Source organism: Kitasatospora sp. NPDC018058, from assembly GCF_044327205.1.
Lineage (GTDB): Bacteria > Actinomycetota > Actinomycetes > Streptomycetales > Streptomycetaceae > Kitasatospora.
On record NZ_JBIRFA010000018.1, the window covers coordinates 123,775 to 139,289 of the forward strand.

Annotated in this window: 13 protein-coding genes; 7 read left to right on the forward strand and 6 right to left on the reverse strand. The window is 72.2% G+C overall.

From position 1 onward, the window contains the following. Window positions 1–3: 3 nt before the first annotated feature. Window positions 4–1,032 carry an L-threonine 3-dehydrogenase gene (tdh, locus tag ACH4E7_RS25530; protein WP_396251363.1) on the reverse strand — a complete coding sequence of 343 codons (1,029 nt, stop codon included), beginning with the start codon at window positions 1,030–1,032 and terminating at the stop codon, window positions 4–6. Window positions 1,033–1,384: 352 nt separating this feature from the next. Here tdh and ACH4E7_RS25535 point away from each other — a divergent pair, with 352 nt between their 5' ends. Then, window positions 1,385–2,746 (forward strand): serine hydrolase domain-containing protein, encoded by a 1,362-nt coding sequence (locus ACH4E7_RS25535; protein ID WP_396251364.1) that lies wholly within the window; start codon window positions 1,385–1,387, stop codon window positions 2,744–2,746. A gap of 72 nt (window positions 2,747–2,818) precedes the next feature. Here the strand turns inward: ACH4E7_RS25535 and ACH4E7_RS25540 are convergent, their stop codons facing one another. Beyond that, window positions 2,819–3,880: an ATP-dependent DNA ligase gene (locus ACH4E7_RS25540; RefSeq protein ID WP_396251365.1), complete on the reverse strand. Its 1,062-nt coding sequence runs from the start codon at window positions 3,878–3,880 to the stop codon at window positions 2,819–2,821. Window positions 3,881–3,946: 66 nt separating this feature from the next. Here ACH4E7_RS25540 and ligD point away from each other — a divergent pair, with 66 nt between their 5' ends. Both ligD and ACH4E7_RS25550 read left to right on the forward strand, forming a co-directional pair. After that, window positions 3,947–4,954, forward strand: a complete 1,008-nt coding sequence (gene ligD, locus ACH4E7_RS25545) for a non-homologous end-joining DNA ligase (protein WP_396251366.1) — start codon at window positions 3,947–3,949, stop codon at window positions 4,952–4,954. A gap of 102 nt (window positions 4,955–5,056) precedes the next feature. Continuing rightward, window positions 5,057–5,707, forward strand: coding sequence for a GNAT family N-acetyltransferase (locus ACH4E7_RS25550; RefSeq protein ID WP_396251367.1), 651 nt, complete (start codon window positions 5,057–5,059; stop codon window positions 5,705–5,707). A gap of 10 nt (window positions 5,708–5,717) precedes the next feature. On the opposite strand, the gene ACH4E7_RS25555 is transcribed toward ACH4E7_RS25550, so the two are convergent. From ACH4E7_RS25555 to ACH4E7_RS25565, 3 genes are all read right to left on the reverse strand, one after another. Beyond that, window positions 5,718–6,206 (reverse strand): hypothetical protein, encoded by a 489-nt coding sequence (locus tag ACH4E7_RS25555; RefSeq protein ID WP_396251368.1) that lies wholly within the window; start codon window positions 6,204–6,206, stop codon window positions 5,718–5,720. Window positions 6,207–6,233: 27 nt separating this feature from the next. Beyond that, window positions 6,234–6,776 (reverse strand): RICIN domain-containing protein, encoded by a 543-nt coding sequence (locus ACH4E7_RS25560; RefSeq protein ID WP_396251369.1) that lies wholly within the window; start codon window positions 6,774–6,776, stop codon window positions 6,234–6,236. A 123-nt stretch (window positions 6,777–6,899) separates the two neighbouring features. Further along, window positions 6,900–8,120, reverse strand: coding sequence for an 8-amino-7-oxononanoate synthase (locus ACH4E7_RS25565; RefSeq protein ID WP_396251370.1), 1,221 nt, complete (start codon window positions 8,118–8,120; stop codon window positions 6,900–6,902). Window positions 8,121–8,291: 171 nt separating this feature from the next. Between ACH4E7_RS25565 and ACH4E7_RS25570 the strand changes: the two genes are divergently transcribed. Next, complete coding sequence (locus ACH4E7_RS25570) at window positions 8,292–10,784, forward strand: DEAD/DEAH box helicase (RefSeq protein ID WP_396251426.1); 2,493 nt, start codon at window positions 8,292–8,294, stop codon at window positions 10,782–10,784. Between the two features lie 74 nt (window positions 10,785–10,858). On the opposite strand, the gene ACH4E7_RS25575 is transcribed toward ACH4E7_RS25570, so the two are convergent. Next, entirely contained in the window at window positions 10,859–11,713 is an 855-nt protein-coding gene (locus ACH4E7_RS25575; protein WP_396251371.1) for a hypothetical protein, read from the reverse strand. A 237-nt stretch (window positions 11,714–11,950) separates the two neighbouring features. Here ACH4E7_RS25575 and bioB point away from each other — a divergent pair, with 237 nt between their 5' ends. Genes bioB through bioD form a run of 3 tightly spaced genes read left to right on the forward strand, consistent with a single transcriptional unit; the run spans window position 11,951 to window position 15,251 of the window. Beyond that, window positions 11,951–13,195, forward strand: coding sequence for a biotin synthase BioB (gene bioB, locus ACH4E7_RS25580; protein WP_396251372.1), 1,245 nt, complete (start codon window positions 11,951–11,953; stop codon window positions 13,193–13,195). Between the two features lie 20 nt (window positions 13,196–13,215). Next, the gene (locus tag ACH4E7_RS25585; protein WP_396251373.1) at window positions 13,216–14,520 is read left to right on the forward strand and encodes an adenosylmethionine--8-amino-7-oxononanoate transaminase; all 1,305 of its coding nucleotides are present in this window, start codon (window positions 13,216–13,218) and stop codon (window positions 14,518–14,520) included. Further along, the gene (gene bioD, locus ACH4E7_RS25590; RefSeq protein ID WP_396251374.1) at window positions 14,517–15,251 is read left to right on the forward strand and encodes a dethiobiotin synthase; all 735 of its coding nucleotides are present in this window, start codon (window positions 14,517–14,519) and stop codon (window positions 15,249–15,251) included. Before ACH4E7_RS25585 ends, bioD begins: the two co-directional genes overlap by 4 nt. The last annotated feature ends 264 nt before the right edge of the window (window positions 15,252–15,515 follow it).

The window sequence follows — 15,515 nt, forward strand, 5'->3', positions numbered from 1 at the left end:
GGCTCAGGCGGTCCAGTCGAGGATGATCTTGCCGCAGTTGCCGCCGGCCGCGTCGTCGAAGGCGTCCTCGAAGTTCGCGGCGGCGTAGCGGCCGGTGATCACCGGGCTGAGGTCCAGGCCGCCCTCCAGCAGCACGGACATCGCGTACCAGGTCTCGAACATCTCGCGGCCGTAGATGCCCTTGATGGTGATCATCGAGGTGACGATCGAGGCCCAGTCCACCGGGAAGTCCTCGGCGGGCAGGCCGAGCATGGCGATCTTGCCGCCGTGGGTCATGTTGGCAATCATCGACTGCATCGCCTCGGGACGGCCGGACATCTCCAGGCCGACGTCGAAGCCCTCGCGCAGGCCCAGCTTCTGCTGGCCCTCCTCGATGGTGTGCTCGGCGACGTTGAGCGCCAGCGTCACGCCGACCTGGCGGGCCAGGTCGAGGCGGTACGGGGAGACGTCGGTGATCATGACGTTGCGGGCGCCGGCGTGCTTGGCGACCGCGGCGGCCATGATGCCGATCGGGCCGGCGCCGGTGACCAGCACGTCCTCGCCGACCAGCGGGAAGGACAGCGCGGTGTGCACGGCGTTGCCGAAGGGATCGAAGATCGCGGCCACGTCCAGGTCGACCGGCACCCGGTGCACCCAGACGTTGGAGGCGGGCAGGGCCACGTACTCGGCGAAGGCGCCGTCGCGGTTGACGCCCAGGCCGATGGTGTTGCGGCACAGGTGACGGCGGCCGGCCAGGCAGTTGCGGCACTTGCCGCAGACCAGGTGGCCCTCGCCGCTGACCAGGTCGCCGACCGCGATGTCCGCGACGCCGGCGCCGATCTCGGCGACCTCACCGACGAACTCGTGGCCGAGCACCAGCGGGGTCTTGATGGCCTGCTGCGCCCAGCCGTCCCACTTGCGGATGTGCAGGTCGGTGCCGCAGATGCCGGTCCGCAGAACCTTGATCAGCACCTCGCCGGGGCCGATCTCGGGCTTCGGGACATCGATCATCCAGAGACCGGGCTCGGCGTTCTGCTTGACGAGTGCCTTCACGGGCGACGGCTCCTGACGTGCGGATCTGAGGACGGCCTTCGGGGGTCGGGCAGGCCGAGCGGCCCGGTTCGGCCGCCGTTGACGGGCGCGCTCCGGGCAGGCAGAAATCTGCCTGGTGAGGGCGGGTGCGGTCCATCGAGGAATTCTTAAGGGCGACCACAGCTGGGCTAAACGATCGTGCCCGAGCCGGAGCCGGGGGCGGGTGCGGCATGCCGGTGCTCACCCGTTCGGGCCAGCCCGGCCACAGCCGACGCGCGGGTGTTCGAGGGCGGTGCTTACGGTGACGACGCTCTCCCATGGCCCCGTGGAGCAGCGCTCCGGGGCCCTTCGCCCCAGAGAGGCGCCTCAACCGATGACCGACATCCGACGGCCGCGCGCGGCCGCCCCCCGCACCGCCGGCCGCGCGACCGCCGCCGCCCTGGCCCTGACCGGCCTGCTGGCCGTGTCCGCCTGCTCCAGCGGGTCCAAGCCCGCACGGCAGGCCACCGACCCGGCGGTCACCGCCGAGCCGGCCGCGCTCAGCCCGTCCGCGACCATCCCGCCGAGCCCCTCCCCGGGCGCCGCCTCCTCGGGCGCCGTGGTGCCGCTGACCCCCGACGTCACCTCCCGGCTGGACGCCGCGATCCAGCGGGTGATGAGCCAGGCCTCCGTCCCCGGCGTCTCGGTCGGGATCATCACACCCGGCGGCACCTACCAGAAGTCCTTCGGTGTCGCCGACAAGACCGCCGGAACCCCGATGGACCCCGGGCTCCTCGGCCGGATCGGCAGCGAGACCAAGACCTTCACGGCGACCGCCGTACTGCAGCTGGTGGACCAGGGCAAGGTGAGCCTGGACGACCCGATCTCCCAGTACGTGGACGGCGTCCCCGGCGGGGCCGGGATCACCGTGCGCCAGCTCGGCGAGATGCGCAGCGGCCTGTTCCCGTACAGCTCCGACCCGGACTTCGTGAACACGCTGATCAACGACCCGAACCGCGTGTTCACCCCGGACCAGCTGCTCGCGTACGGCTACAAGCACCCCGCCGTGTTCCCGCCCGGCGCCCAGTTCCAGTACAACAACAGCAACTACATCCTGCTGGGCAAGCTGATCGAGAACGTCGGCAGGAAGCCGGCCGACGACCTCCTCAAGGACCAGGTGTTCACCCCGGCCTCGCTGGGCAGGACGAGCTTCCCCGTCGACGGGACCATGCCCGTGCCGTACGCCCACGGCTACACCGACCAGACGCCCAACGGGGACCTCCAGGACGCCACCAACTGGAACCCGTCCTGGGCCTGGACCGCCGGGGCCGCCATCAGCACCCTCGCGGACCTGGAGAGTTGGGCGAAGACGGTGGCCACCGGCACCCTCCTGAGCCCGGCCACCCAGGCCCAGCGGCTGAAGACCCTGCCGACCGGCGACCCCGGTGTCACCTACGGGTTCGGGCTGTTCGACAACAACGGGTGGATCGGGCACAACGGCTCGATGCCGGGCTACGAGAGCGTGGCGGTGTACATGCCGGAAACCCAGAGCACGCTGGTGATGCTGCTCAACACCGATGCCCTCTACCAGGGTTCCGAGCCGTCCTCACTGTTCGCGAACGAGATCACCAAGATCATCTCGCCGAAGAACGTCTACTCGATCCCGCCGGCCACCGCCGCGCCGTCGGCCCCGGGCTCTGCTTCCGGCTCGCCCTCCCACCCGGCCACCAACTCGCCCTCGACCGTGCGGACTTGATCCTCGATGCGGAACACCGCGGAAACGTCGTAGGCCCGACCCGAACGCCCGGGTCGGGCCTACGGCGTTCCGTCAGATCCCCAGCACCTTGCCGAGGTCGTACGAGACCGGCTCCTCCAACTGCGTGTAGGTGCAGCTCTCCGGCGTGCGGTCCGGCCGCCAACGGCGGAACTGCGCGGTGTGCCGGAAACGGCTGCCCTCCATGTGGTCGTAGGCGACCTCGACCACCCGCTCGGGGCGCAGCGCGATCCAGGACAGGTCCTTGCCGCCGGTCCAGCGGCTGACCGCGCCCGGCAGCCGGCCCTCGGCGTGCGCGGCCTCCTCCGCCCAGGCACCCCACGGGTGCTCGGACAGGTCGGCCATCCGCAACGGGGCCAGTTCCTCGACCAGTTCGCGGCGGCGGGCCATCGAGAAGGCGGCGCAGACGCCGACGTGCTGGAGCTTCCGTCCGTCGTCGTAGATGCCGAGCAGCAGCGAGCCCACCACCGGGCCGCTCTTGTGCTCGCGGTAGCCGGCCACCACGCAGTCCGCGGTGCGCTCGTGCTTGATCTTGTACATGGTCCGCTCCCCCGGCCGGTACGGCTGGTCCAGCGGCTTGGCCACCAACCCGTCCAGCCCGGCGCCCTCGTACTCGGCGAACCAGGTCCCGGCGAGGTCGCGGTCGGTGGAGGCGGGCGCGGTGAACACCGGGTCCGTGGCGTCGGCGAGCGCCGCCTCCAGGGCCGGGCGCCGCACCGACAACGGCTCGTCCACCAGCGAGTCGTCACCGAGGGCGAGCAGGTCGAAGGCGACGAAGGAGGCCGGGGTCTGCTCGGCGAGCAGTTTCACCCGGCTCGCCGCCGGGTGGATGCGTTCCAGCAGTTCCTCGAAGCGCAGCCGCCCGTCCCGGGCGATCACCACCTCGCCGTCCAGCACGCAGCGCGGCGGCAGCTCCCGCTTGAACGCCTCCACCAGCTCGGGGAAGTACCTGGTCAGCGGCTTGCCGGTGCGACTGCCGAGCTCCACCTCGTCACCGTCGCGGAACACGATGGTGCGAAAGCCGTCCCACTTGGCCTCGTACTGCATCCCCGGCGGGATCTCGGCCACCGACTTGGCGAGCATCGGCGCCACCGGCGGCATCACGGGCAGGTCCATGCCTCCGATCCTCGCCCGGTCCGCCCCGGGGCGCGCGCCGGACGCGGCGCGCTTAGCGTGTGGCACATGGGCTCAGCCGTGGAACTGGAAGTCGCCGGGCGGACCGTCCGGCTGTCGAACCCGGACAAGGTGTACTACCCCGAGCGCGGCTTCACCAAGCTGGACGTCGCGCACTACTACCTGGCCGTCGCCGACGGCGTCCTGCGCGGGCTGCGGGACCGGCCGACCACGCTCCAGCGCTTCCCCGACGGGGTGGACGGCGAGTTCTTCTACCAGAAGCGCGCGCCCAAGGGCCTGCCGGAATGGCTGCCCACCGCCCGGATCGACTTCCCCAGCGGCCGCTCCGCCGACGAGATCTGCCCCACCGAGCCGGCCGCCGTGCTGTGGGCGGCGAACCTGGGCTGCCTCACCTTCCACCCCTGGCCGGTCCGGCGCTCCGACACCGACCACGTGGACGAGCTGCGGATCGACCTCGACCCGCAGCCCGGCACCGACTTCCACGACGCCGTCCGCGCCGCCCACGAGCTGCGCGCCCTGCTGGAGGAGTACGGGCTGCGCGGCTGGCCCAAGTCCTCCGGCGGGCGCGGCCTGCACGTCTACGTCCCGCTGGTGCCCGAGTGGACCTTCACCGATGGCCGGCACGCGGTGATCGCCCTCGGCCGGGTGCTCGAGCAGCGGATGCCCGGGAAGGTCACCACCGCCTGGTGGAAGGAGGAGCGCGGCGAGCGGATCTTCGTCGACTACAACCAGATGGCCCGCGACCGCACCATCGCCTCCGCCTACTCGCTGCGCGCCCGCCCTCGGGCCACCGCCTCCACCCCGCTGCGCTGGGAGGAGCTGGACGACGCCGTCCCGGAGGACTTCGACCTGCGCACGGTACCCGCCCGCTTCGCCGAACTCGGCGACCTGAACGCGGAGATGGAGCAGCACGCGTTCCGGCTGGACCCCGTGCTGGAGCTCTACGACAAGCAGCTCCACGACGAGGGCCTCGGCGAACTCCCGTACCCGCCCGACCACCCCAAGGCCGAGGGCGAGCCGCCCCGGGTGCAGCCGAGCCGGGCGCGCAAGAAGTAGCGGCTTCAGGCTGCGCCGACTGCTGTTCTGGCGCTATCTGCTGGTCTACCGGCGCGCTCGGTGATCAACTGGGCGGGACGACTTTCCCGGGAGGGGACTGCGATGGGCGTACGGGCGCTGGCGGACATCCTGGCGGACGCGGCGGGCGGGGTGTTCCCGCCGCCGGACGGGTCGGTGACGGTGGTGCCGCAGCCGTCGCCGCGCGAGGCCGGGGTGGTGTCCTTCGCCGCGCACGCCGTGGTGTTCACCGACGAGGACCCGGCCTGGGTGCACGACACCCTCGCCGCCGACCCGGGCGACCCGCTGGCGGCGCCGCTCTGCCCGCCGTTCCTGACCGCCTTCGCCTCGCGCACCGGGCGGACCGTCAACAACATCGACCTGCTCTCCGTCGCCGACCGCCTCCCGGGCGAGCCGCCGGTGCCGCTGTCCCGGGTCGAGGACCGCGAGCACCCCCGGGTGGTCCGTGCCCTGCGCTACCGCGAGGACGTCCGGGTGTTCGAGGCCGACGGCGGCGTGCTGATCCTCGGCCGCGGCGTGGCCGGGCGCTGGGAGGCCGCCGTCGAGGTCGACCCCCAGGCCCAGGGCCGCGGCCTCGGCCGCGCCCTGGCCACCGCCGCCCGGCACCTGCTGCCGGAGGGCGGGGTCGTCTGGGCCCAGCAGGCCCCGGGCAACGCCCCCAGCGTCCGCGCCTTCCAGGCGGCGGGCTACCGGCCGGTCGGCGCGGAGGCGCTCCTGGTGGTGGGACAGCCGTAGGGCCCCGGGGTCAGTCCTCCGGCCGCGTCCACAGCACCCGGACCCGGTCGGCCGCGAGGTCGTACCCGAGGAACGGCGCCCGGGTGTCGCCTTCGAAGTACATCGGCACCGACTTGCCCAGCCGCCGTCCGATCGCGGCCAGGAACCCGCACAGGATGTCCAGCCGCTCCTGGCCCTGGAGCTCCCGGAAGTCGACGTCGAAGTCGATCGCCTCGTCCGAGTAGAACCGGAAGATCGCGCAGACCCCGGGATCGGGCCACACCCGCAGGTAAGCGCACTCGGCATCGGCCGGCCGGGACAGTACCGCCTCGGCCCGGGGCAGCGGCAGCACCGTGTCACCCTCGAAGTACTCGAAGGCCCAGCCCCGCTCCACCACCAGATCCAGCACGGCCTGCCAGTCCGCCGCCGTCGTGTCCTCGACGAACACATCGGGCAGGCAGGCCCCGTCGGTCGGATCGAGCAGCCACGCGACGTGGTCGTCCCAGAGCACATCAGCCATGCCGCCCTCCTGCCCGGAAGCACCGGATCAGCGCTCGATCGTCTCCCACCGCTGGTTGCTCCCACCGTTCGACGCCCACTGGGTCGCGTTCACGCCGTTCGCCGTGTCCCAGGCGGCGATCTCCAGCACCTTCACGCTGTTGTTGTTGGTGATCAGCCACCCCTCGGTAGGGCTGTTGCGGCTCCACGACCAGCTCTGGTTCATGCCGCGGGTGCAGGTCCACTGCCGGGCAGGTGCCCCGCCGTCCGTCCGCCAGTCCGCGATCTCGAGACAGAGGCCGCTGTTCAGGTTGACGAACGCGCCCGGTATCCCGGAGACGAAGTTCCACACCTGATTGGCGCCGCCGTGGCAGTCCCACTGGCGCACCGGCGCGCCCACGTCGGTACGCCAGTCCGCGACCTCCAGGCACTTGCCGCTGTTCGCGTTCCGCAACATCGCCACCTGCGGGGGAATGCCGTTGGGGAAGCCCGGCGGGAAGGAGTCCGCGCTCGCCGCCGGGGCGCTGACGGCGACCAGCACGGCGGCGCCGAGCGCGGCGGGCAGGAACGAGCGACGAGCTGCGCGGTTCATGTGCAAAATCCCATCGACGAGTCGGAGCGGTCGATGTCCGACGGGCACCCGCGCACTACGGCACGGCGCAGCGGAGGCTACTCCCCCGCCCGCCGCCCGGATCCCCCCGAACGATCCCGCACCCTACTGCGTGGTCCCGGCACGATCCACCGGAATTGCACCCTCCGGGGCCAGCTCGGCGATGATCCGGACGGCATCCGTGATCTGCACGTCCGTCAGGTCCCCGCGCGCCGTCAGCCGCAGCCGGCTGATGCCGTCCGGGACGGACGGCGGGCGGAAGCAGCCCACCGCGAGGCCGGCCCGGCGGCAGTCGGCGGCCCAGGCGACGGCGAGCTCCGGCCCCGGAGCGCGGACCGAGACCACGGCGGCGTCCGGCTCACAGGTCTGCAGGCCGGCCGCGGTGAGGCGAGCGGCGAGGGTGCGGGCGACTGCGCGGGCACGGTCGGCGCGCTGCGGCTCGGCGCGCAGCAGGCGCAGCGCGGCGAGGGCGGCGCCGGCGGCGGCCGGGGCGAGGCCGGTGTCGAAGATGAAGGTGCGGGCGGTCTCGGTGAGGTGGCGGATCACCCGGCGCGGGCCGAGGACGGCGCCGCCCTGGGAGCCGAGCGACTTGGAGAGGGTGACGGTGGCGACGGTGTCCGGCTGGCCGGCGAGCCCCGCCGCCGCCAGCGCGCCGCGCCCGCCGGGGCCGAGGACGCCCAGCCCGTGGGCATCGTCCACCAGCAGGGCGGCGCCGTGCGCGCGGACGGCCTCGGACAGCCCGCGCAGCGGCGCGGCGTCCCCGTCCACCGAGAACACCGAGTCGCTGACCACCAGCGCCCGGCGCTGCGTCCGCCCGGCCAGCACCTGGGCCACCGCCGCCGGATCGCTGTGCGGGGCCCGGTGGACGTCGGCGCGGGAGAGCCGACAGCCGTCGATCAGCGAGGCGTGGTTGTAGGCGTCGGAGACGATCAGCGTGTCCGGGTCGGTCAGCGCGGTGAGCGCGGCGAGGTTGGCGGTGTACCCGGAGGAGAACACCAGCGCCGCCTCCGCCCCGCAGAACTCGGCGAGCTCCTCCTCCAGTTCGGTGTGCAGCGCCGTCGTCCCGGTCACCAGCCGCGAGCCCGTCGCCCCGCCGCCCCACCGCAGCGCGGCGTCGGCCGCCGCCTGCGTCACCACCGGGTGCCGGGTCAGCCCCAGGTAGTCGTTCCCGGCCAGGTCCAGCACCGGGTCCTCGGCGGCCCGGCTGCGCAGCGTACGGGTGAGCCCGGCGGCGGCGCGCAGCTCGGCGGCCTCGTCGAGCCAGTCGAAGACCTGCGCCGGGGCGAGCTGTGCGGTGTGCGCTTCGGGAGTGAGGGGGAGGGTCATGCCCGGCACTCTGGCACGCCCCGCGAACGGGGATCAATGTGCCACTCAGCACAGGATCGGTGCGGCCCGCTGGTCGGTCGTGACAACGCGGGCGCCGCCTCCCGCTTGCCCGAGGCTTTGCCCGGGGTGGCGGCGAGCAGGCAAGATAGCCGGGTGACCCTCCTTGATCTGATGCCGAAGCCCGCCACCCCCGACGCGCTGTACGAGACGTTCGCAGCCTGGGCGGAGGAGCGGGGGATCACGCTGTACCCGGCGCAGGAGGAGGCGTTGATCGAGCTGGTGTCCGGGAACAACGTGATCCTGGCGACGCCGACCGGCTCGGGGAAGAGCCTGGTGGCGGCGGGCGCGCACTTCGCGGCGCTGGCCGAGGGGCAGCGGACCTTCTACACCGCCCCGATCAAGGCGCTGGTCTCGGAGAAGTTCTTCGACCTGGTGAAGATGTTCGGCACCGAGCAGGTCGGCATGATGACCGGCGACGCCAGTGTGAACCCGACCGCGCCGATCATCTGCTGCACCGCCGAGGTGCTGGCCCAGATCGCGCTGCGGGACGGCGCGCGGGCGGACATCGGCCAGGTGGTCATGGACGAGTTCCACTTCTACGCCGAGCCGGACCGCGGCTGGGCCTGGCAGGTCCCGCTGCTGGAGCTGCCGCAGGCGCAGTTCCTGCTGATGTCGGCGACCCTCGGTGACGTCCGCCGCTTCGAGGAGGACCTGACCCGCCGCACCGGCCGTCCGACCACGGTGGTGCGCAACGCGACCCGCCCGGTGCCGCTGTTCTACGAGTACCGCCGCACCACCATGCACGACACCCTGGAGGAGCTGCTGCAGACCGGCCAGGCGCCGGTCTACGTCGTGCACTTCACGCAGAAGGAGGCGGTGGAGCGGGCGCAGTCGCTGATGAGCATCAACATGTGCTCGAAGGCGGAGAAGGAGGCCATCGCCGACCTGATCGGCAACTTCCGTTTCACCACCAAGTTCGGCCGCAATCTGTCCCGTTACGTGCGCCACGGCATCGGCGTGCACCACGCGGGCATGCTGCCCAAGTACCGTCGCCTGGTCGAACGCCTGGCCCAGGCGGGCCTGTTGAAGGTCATCTGCGGGACGGACACGCTGGGCGTCGGCGTCAACGTGCCGATCCGCACGGTGCTGTTCACCGCGCTGTCGAAGTACGACGGGCAGCGCGTGCGCATCCTGCGCGCCCGTGAGTTCCACCAGATCGCCGGGCGCGCGGGCCGGGCCGGCTTCGACACCGTCGGCCAGGTGGTCGCCCAGGCGCCGGAGCACGTGATCGAGAACGACAAGGCGATCGCCAAGGCCGGGGACGACCCGAAGAAGAAGCGCAAGGTGGTCCGGAAGAAGGCGCCGGAGGGCTTCGTCGGCTGGACCGAGGAGACCTTCGACAAGCTGATCGCCGCCGACCCGGAACCGTTGGTCTCCCGGTTCAAGGTGAGTCACGCGATGCTGCTGTCGGTGATCGGCCGCCCGGGCAACGCCTTCGAGGCGATGCGCAAGCTGCTCACCGACAACCACGAGGACAGGGCGGCCCAGCGCCGGCACATCCGCACCGCGATCGCGATCTACCGCTCGCTGCTGGAGGGCGGCGTGGTGGAGCGGCTGCCGGAGCCGGACGCCGAGGGCCGGATCGTCCGACTGACCCTGGACCTCCAGGAGAACTTCGCGCTCAACCAGCCGCTGTCCACCTTCGCGCTGGCCTCCTTCGAGCTGCTCGACCCGACCTCGCCCTCGTACGCGATGGACGTGATCTCGGTGGTCGAGGCGACCCTCGACGACCCGCGCCAGATCCTCGCCGCCCAGCAGAACAAGGCGCGCGGCGAGGCCGTCGGCGAGATGAAGCGGGACGGCATCGAGTACGAGGAGCGGATGGAGCGGCTCCAGGAGATCACCTACCCGAAGCCGCTGGAGGAGCTGCTCACCCACGCGTACGACGTGTACCGCCGGGCGCACCCGTGGATCGGCGACCACCAGCTCCAGCCGAAGTCCGTCGTCCGTGACCTGTACGAGCGGGCGATGACCTTCTCGGACTACGTCGGCTTCTACGAGCTGGCCCGCACCGAGGGCATCGTGCTGCGCTACCTGGCGGGTGCGTACAAGGCGCTGGAGCAGACCGTCCCCGAGGACGTGAAGACCGACGACCTCAAGGACGTCATCGCCTGGCTCGGCGAGCTGGTCCGCCAGGTCGACTCCAGCCTGCTGGACGAGTGGGAGCAGCTGGCCAACCCGACCGAGGCGGCCACCGCCGAGGTCACCCTCGACGACAAGCCGGCCCCGGTCACCGCCAACGCCCGCGCCTTCCGGGTGCTGGTGCGCAACGAGATGTTCCGCCGCGTCGAGCTGTGCGCGCTGGAGCACTGGGACGAACTCGGCGAGCTGGACGGCGAGTACGGCTGGGACGCGGACCGCTGGGCGGACGCGATGGACGGCTACTGGGACGAGTACGACGACCTGGGCACCGGCCCGGACGCGCGCGGCCCGAAGATGCTGATCATCGAGGAGGAGGACTCCGCCTGGAAGGTCCGGCAGATCTTCGACGACCCGGAGGGCGACCACGACTGGGGCATCAGCGCCGAGGTCGACCTGTACGGCTCGGACGAGGAGGGCCGGGCGGTGCTGCGGGTGACGGCGGTGGACCGGCTCGGCGGCTGACCTCCCGTCGGGAACGCGGTTGAGTGACCGTCAAAAGGGGCCCGGCGCTAGCGCGCCGGACCCCTTGGCTTTTGTCACATCCAGACAAACGGCTGACCCGCCGCGTAAGACAGCGCCCGGGTGGCCTCGTCCAGGTTCGGCTCGCCGCCGGAGGCGGTCGGCGTCGGGGTGGACGGCGCCGGGTTCGAGGAGGCGGTGTCGGCCAGGCGGGCGTCGCCGGGGCGGGAGCTGGTGACGGTCACGTAGTGGCCGACCGCCTCGACCCGGGCCTCACTGCCCGGCTTGGCGCTGCCGGCGGACGGGGCGGGCGCGAAGTTGGTGTCGGCGAGGATGAAGGCGACCGCGCCGGGCTTGCCGCGCAGGGTGTCGGCGGCCCTGGCGGCAGCGGCCTGATCGGCGAAGCGCAGCAGGGTGACGCTGCTGCGCACCGGGTGGTCGACGCCGGTGAAGCTGACGATCAGGTAGGCCTGGCAGCCGCTGTCCTTGAGCAGCTCCTGGGTACGGTCCTGGAGCACCTCGTCGCACTTCTCGCCCTGCCGGATGCCGCCGCGCCGGGCCTTGTAGCCGGCGACCTCGACCGGGCGCTGGGCGGGGAACAGGTTGCCGGCGTTGAGGGCCTCGGGATCGGTGGTCGGCGGGGCGGCGCCCACCACCGGGGGCGTGCGGGCGGAGTCCGCCTTGGACGGGCCGAGGCCGGGTATGTAGTCGCCGGGCGTCGGGCGGGTGATGACCCATCCGCCGGCCACGACCACGACGGCCACGACGACCCAGCCGACCGCCCGGCGGGGGGTGAGCCGGGGGCCGCGCCTGCGTGCCGTGCCTGCGGATCCCGCCGCGGGAGTGTCCTCGGCGCCCCCGCCGGTCCGCAGTCCTGCCCGGCCGTCCTGGCCCTCTCCCGGAGTCGGGGTGCGCTCCCCCTGCGTGGTCATGGCGCAGATTCTAAGCACCCCCCGGGTGGCGTGGGTCACTGGGTGGGGGGGTTGTCGATCTTCGCCCTGCACGCCCCCGCCCTACCCGTCGGTAACCTCGCCTCCGGGCCCCCGTCAAGCGCGTGACCAGCGCCGACGCCGTGAGCTTCGACACTGTGGCAATCGGCACATCCTTCCGGGGATCTTCTGGTGGGTTTGCTCTGGCGCCATTCCGACGCCAGCAGGCAGGATCGCCCCATGGATCTGCTCGATACCCTCACCGCCAAGGGCCTGCGCGGCGAAGTCCCGACCCGCGAGGAAGCCCTCGCCGTCCTCGCCACCACCGACGACGAGCTGCTCGACGTGGTCGCCGCGGCCGGCAAGGTGCGCCGCCGCTGGTTCGGCCGCCGGGTCAAGCTCAACTACCTGGTGAACCTGAAGAGCGGGCTCTGCCCCGAGGACTGCTCCTACTGCTCGCAGCGGCTGGGCTCCAAGGCCGAGATCCTCAAGTACACCTGGCTCAAGCCGGAGCAGGCCGCCGACGCCGCCCGCGCCGGAGTGGCCGGCGGCGCCAAGCGGGTCTGCCTGGTCGCCAGCGGCCGCGGTCCGACGGACCGTGACATCGACCGGGTCACCGGCACCATGGCCGCCATCAAGGACGCCGACCCCGAGGTCGAGATCTGCGTCTGCCTCGGCCTGCTGTCCGACAACCAGGCGGAGCGGCTCAAGGCGGCCGGCGCCGACGCGTACAACCACAACCTCAACACGTCCGAGAACACCTACGGGACCATCACCAAGACCCACACCTACGCGGACCGGGTCGACACCGTGCAGAAGGCCCACGGCGCCGGCCTGTCCGCCTGCTCCGGTCTGATCGCCGGCATGGGCGAGACCGACGAGGACCTGGTCGACGTGGTGTTCGCGCTGCGCGAGCTCGGCTCGGACTCCGTTCCGGTCAACTTCCTGATCCCCTTCGAGGGCACCCCGCTCGCCAAGGAGTGGAACCTCACCCCGCAGCGCTGCCTGCGCATCCTGGCGATGGTCCGCTTCGTCAACCCCGACACCGAGGTGCGGATCGCCGGCGGCCGCGAGGTGCACCTGCGCTCGATGCAGCCGCTCGGCCTGCACATCGCCAACTCGATCTTCCTCGGCGACTACCTGACCAGCGAGGGCCAGGCCGGCCAGGCCGACCTCGACATGATCAAGGACGCCGGCTTCGAGGTCGAGGGCGCCGGCGAGGCCACCCTGCCGCGCCACCGCGCCGACATCGCCGAGGCGGCCCAGGCCGGCGGCTCCTGCGGCACCGCGGCCTCGGCCTGCGGCAGCGGCGGTGGCTGCGGCCCGTGCGGCGGGCACTCGCACGCCGCGCCCTCCACGCCGGAGGCCGCCACCTCGGAGCGCTCGGACGACGCCCCGGAGAGTTCGGACGAGGACGAGCTGCGCAGCGACCTGGTCAAGGTCCGCCGCCGCGGTGCCGGCACCGAACTCGCGCCCAACGCCTGACCTTCCGGAGAGATCTCACCATGTCCCAGCTGTCCGCGGACACGCTGCTCGCCCTCGACCGGGCGCACGTCTGGCACCCGTACGGGCCGATGCCCGGCACCGTCACCCCGTACGTGGTCGAATCCGCGTCGGGCGTCAGACTGCGCCTCGCCGAGCCCGTCGCGGGCGGCCGGCGCGAGCTGGTGGACGGGATGTCGTCCTGGTGGGCGGCGATCCACGGCTACCGGCACCCGGTGCTGGACGAGGCGGTGCGCGAGCAGCTGGGACGGATGAGCCATGTGATGTTCGGCGGGCTCACCCACGAGCCCGCCGTCCGTCTGTCGGCGAAGCTGGTCGAGATCACCCCGGAGCCGCTGCAGCACGTCTTCCTCGCCGACTCGGGCTCGGTGTCCGTCGAGGTCGCCATGAAGATGTGCCTGCAGTACTGGCAGTCCATCGGCCGCCCGCAGAAGCGGCGCCTGCTGACCTGGCGCGGCGGCTACCACGGCGACACCTTCCACCCGATGTCGGTCTGCGACCCGGACGGCGGAATGCACCACCTGTGGGGCGGGGTGCTGCCCGGGCAGCTCTTCGCACCGCAGCCGCCGGCCGGCTTCGACGCGCCCCTCGAACCCGAATACGCCCAACGTTTCGAGGCGTTGATGGAGCGTCACGCCGACGAGCTGGCCGCCGTCATCGTCGAGCCGGTGGTCCAGGGCGCGGGCGGGATGCAGTTCCACTCCCCCGCCTACCTGCGGATGCTGCGCGAACTCTGCGACCGGTACGGGGTGTTGCTGGTCTTCGACGAGATCGCCACCGGCTTCGGCCGCAGCGGCGCCCTGTTCGCCGCCGACCACGCGGGCGTCTCCCCGGACGTGATGTGCCTGGGCAAGGCCCTCACCGGCGGCTACCTGACGCTGGCCGCCGCCCTGTGCACCGGCGAGATCGCCGACGGCATCAGCCACGGCGAGATGCCGGTACTCGCCCACGGGCCGACCTTCATGGGCAACCCGCTGGCCTGCGCGGCCGCCAACGCCTCGCTGGAGCTCCTGCTCGGGCAGGACTGGGACGTCGAGGTCAAGCGCATCGAGGGCGGCCTGCGGGACGGCCTCGCGGCGGCCGCAGAGGTGCCGGGCGTGCATGACGTACGGGTCCAAGGAGCCATCGGCGTCGTGCAGTTGGACCACCCGGTGGACGTCTCGGCGGCGACCGAGGCGGCAGCGCGCGAAGGCGTATGGCTGCGGCCGTTCCGGGACCTGATCTACACGATGCCCCCCTATGTGACGGAGGACGAGGACGTGGCACGGATCGCTGCCGCCGTGACCGCCGCGGCGGTGGCCGGATGAGCGCGCGCATCCTGTTCGTCACGGGCACCAACACGGACGTCGGCAAGACCGTCGCCACCGCGGCCGTCGCCTCGGCGGCGCTCCAGGGCGGCCTGAAGGTCGCCGTACTCAAGCCCGGTCAGACCGGCGTGGCACCCGGCGAACCCGGCGACGCGGCCGAAGTCCGGCGCCTGGCGGGCGAACTGACGATCCGCGAGCTGGTCCGCTACCCCGAGCCGCTGGCCCCCGACACCGCCGCCCGGCGCGCCGGGATGCCGTACCTGTCCCCGGACGCGGTGGCCGAGGCCGTCGCCGAGCTGGCCGCCACCCACGACCTGGTGCTGGTCGAGGGCGCGGGCGGCCTGCTGGTCCGCTACGACGACCAGGGCCGCACGCTGGCCGACCAGGCCGGGGCGGTCCGCGACGCCGGACTGAACGCCGAGGTGCTGCTCGTCGCCTCGGCCGGACTCGGCACCCTCAACATCGTCGCCCTGTCGGCGGAGGCCCTGGCCGCCCGAGAACTGCCCCTCGCCGGCGTCCTCGTCGGATCCTGGCCCTCCTGCCCCGGCCTCGCCGACCGCTGCAACCTCGCCGACCTGCCGCGCTCGGCCGGCGCGCCGCTGCTCGGCGCCCTACCCGAACGCGCGGGCGCCGCCGAGGACTTCGCGGCCCTCGCCCTCGCCTCGCTCGCCCCCGTGCTGGGCGGCAGCTGGAACGCGGAGCATTTCGCACACGTCCACCGGCCGGAATGAGCTCGATCAGTCCATGTCATACCAGGACGATTCGTGGGGCCCTCTTTCGATATGACGGATATGCACCGGCATGTCATTCGTATTCGACAAGACGACATCATTGACCTTGTGACCCTGAGACTCCAGGAACGCCCGGATCGTCCCGTGCGGGTCAGCCGCACACCGTCGACGAGTCGCATCATCGAGCTCGATATCGAGCATTCGCTTCGCCACCGGGGCTCTTTTCCAGGCTTGCTTCGAACACCGACATCCGCAACCGCGCGC

Bases quoted from the DNA above. Each gene is read 5' to 3' on its own strand.
- bioD (WP_396251374.1), top strand. From the start codon at position 14,517: ATGAGCGCGCGCATCCTGTTCGTCACGGGCACCAACACGGACGTCGGC.
- ACH4E7_RS25585 (WP_396251373.1), top strand. From the start codon at position 13,216: ATGTCCCAGCTGTCCGCGGACACGCTGCTCGCCCTCGACCGGGCGCAC.
- ACH4E7_RS25550 (WP_396251367.1), top strand. From the start codon at position 5,057: ATGGGCGTACGGGCGCTGGCGGACATCCTGGCGGACGCGGCGGGCGGG.
- ACH4E7_RS25555 (WP_396251368.1), bottom strand. From the start codon at position 6,206: ATGGCTGATGTGCTCTGGGACGACCACGTCGCGTGGCTGCTCGATCCG.
- ACH4E7_RS25575 (WP_396251371.1), bottom strand. From the start codon at position 11,713: ATGACCACGCAGGGGGAGCGCACCCCGACTCCGGGAGAGGGCCAGGAC.
- bioB (WP_396251372.1), top strand. From the start codon at position 11,951: ATGGATCTGCTCGATACCCTCACCGCCAAGGGCCTGCGCGGCGAAGTC.
- ligD (WP_396251366.1), top strand. From the start codon at position 3,947: ATGGGCTCAGCCGTGGAACTGGAAGTCGCCGGGCGGACCGTCCGGCTG.
- ACH4E7_RS25560 (WP_396251369.1), bottom strand. From the start codon at position 6,776: ATGAACCGCGCAGCTCGTCGCTCGTTCCTGCCCGCCGCGCTCGGCGCC.
- ACH4E7_RS25570 (WP_396251426.1), top strand. From the start codon at position 8,292: ATGCCGAAGCCCGCCACCCCCGACGCGCTGTACGAGACGTTCGCAGCC.
- ACH4E7_RS25535 (WP_396251364.1), top strand. From the start codon at position 1,385: ATGACCGACATCCGACGGCCGCGCGCGGCCGCCCCCCGCACCGCCGGC.
- ACH4E7_RS25565 (WP_396251370.1), bottom strand. From the start codon at position 8,120: ATGACCCTCCCCCTCACTCCCGAAGCGCACACCGCACAGCTCGCCCCG.
- ACH4E7_RS25540 (WP_396251365.1), bottom strand. From the start codon at position 3,880: ATGGACCTGCCCGTGATGCCGCCGGTGGCGCCGATGCTCGCCAAGTCG.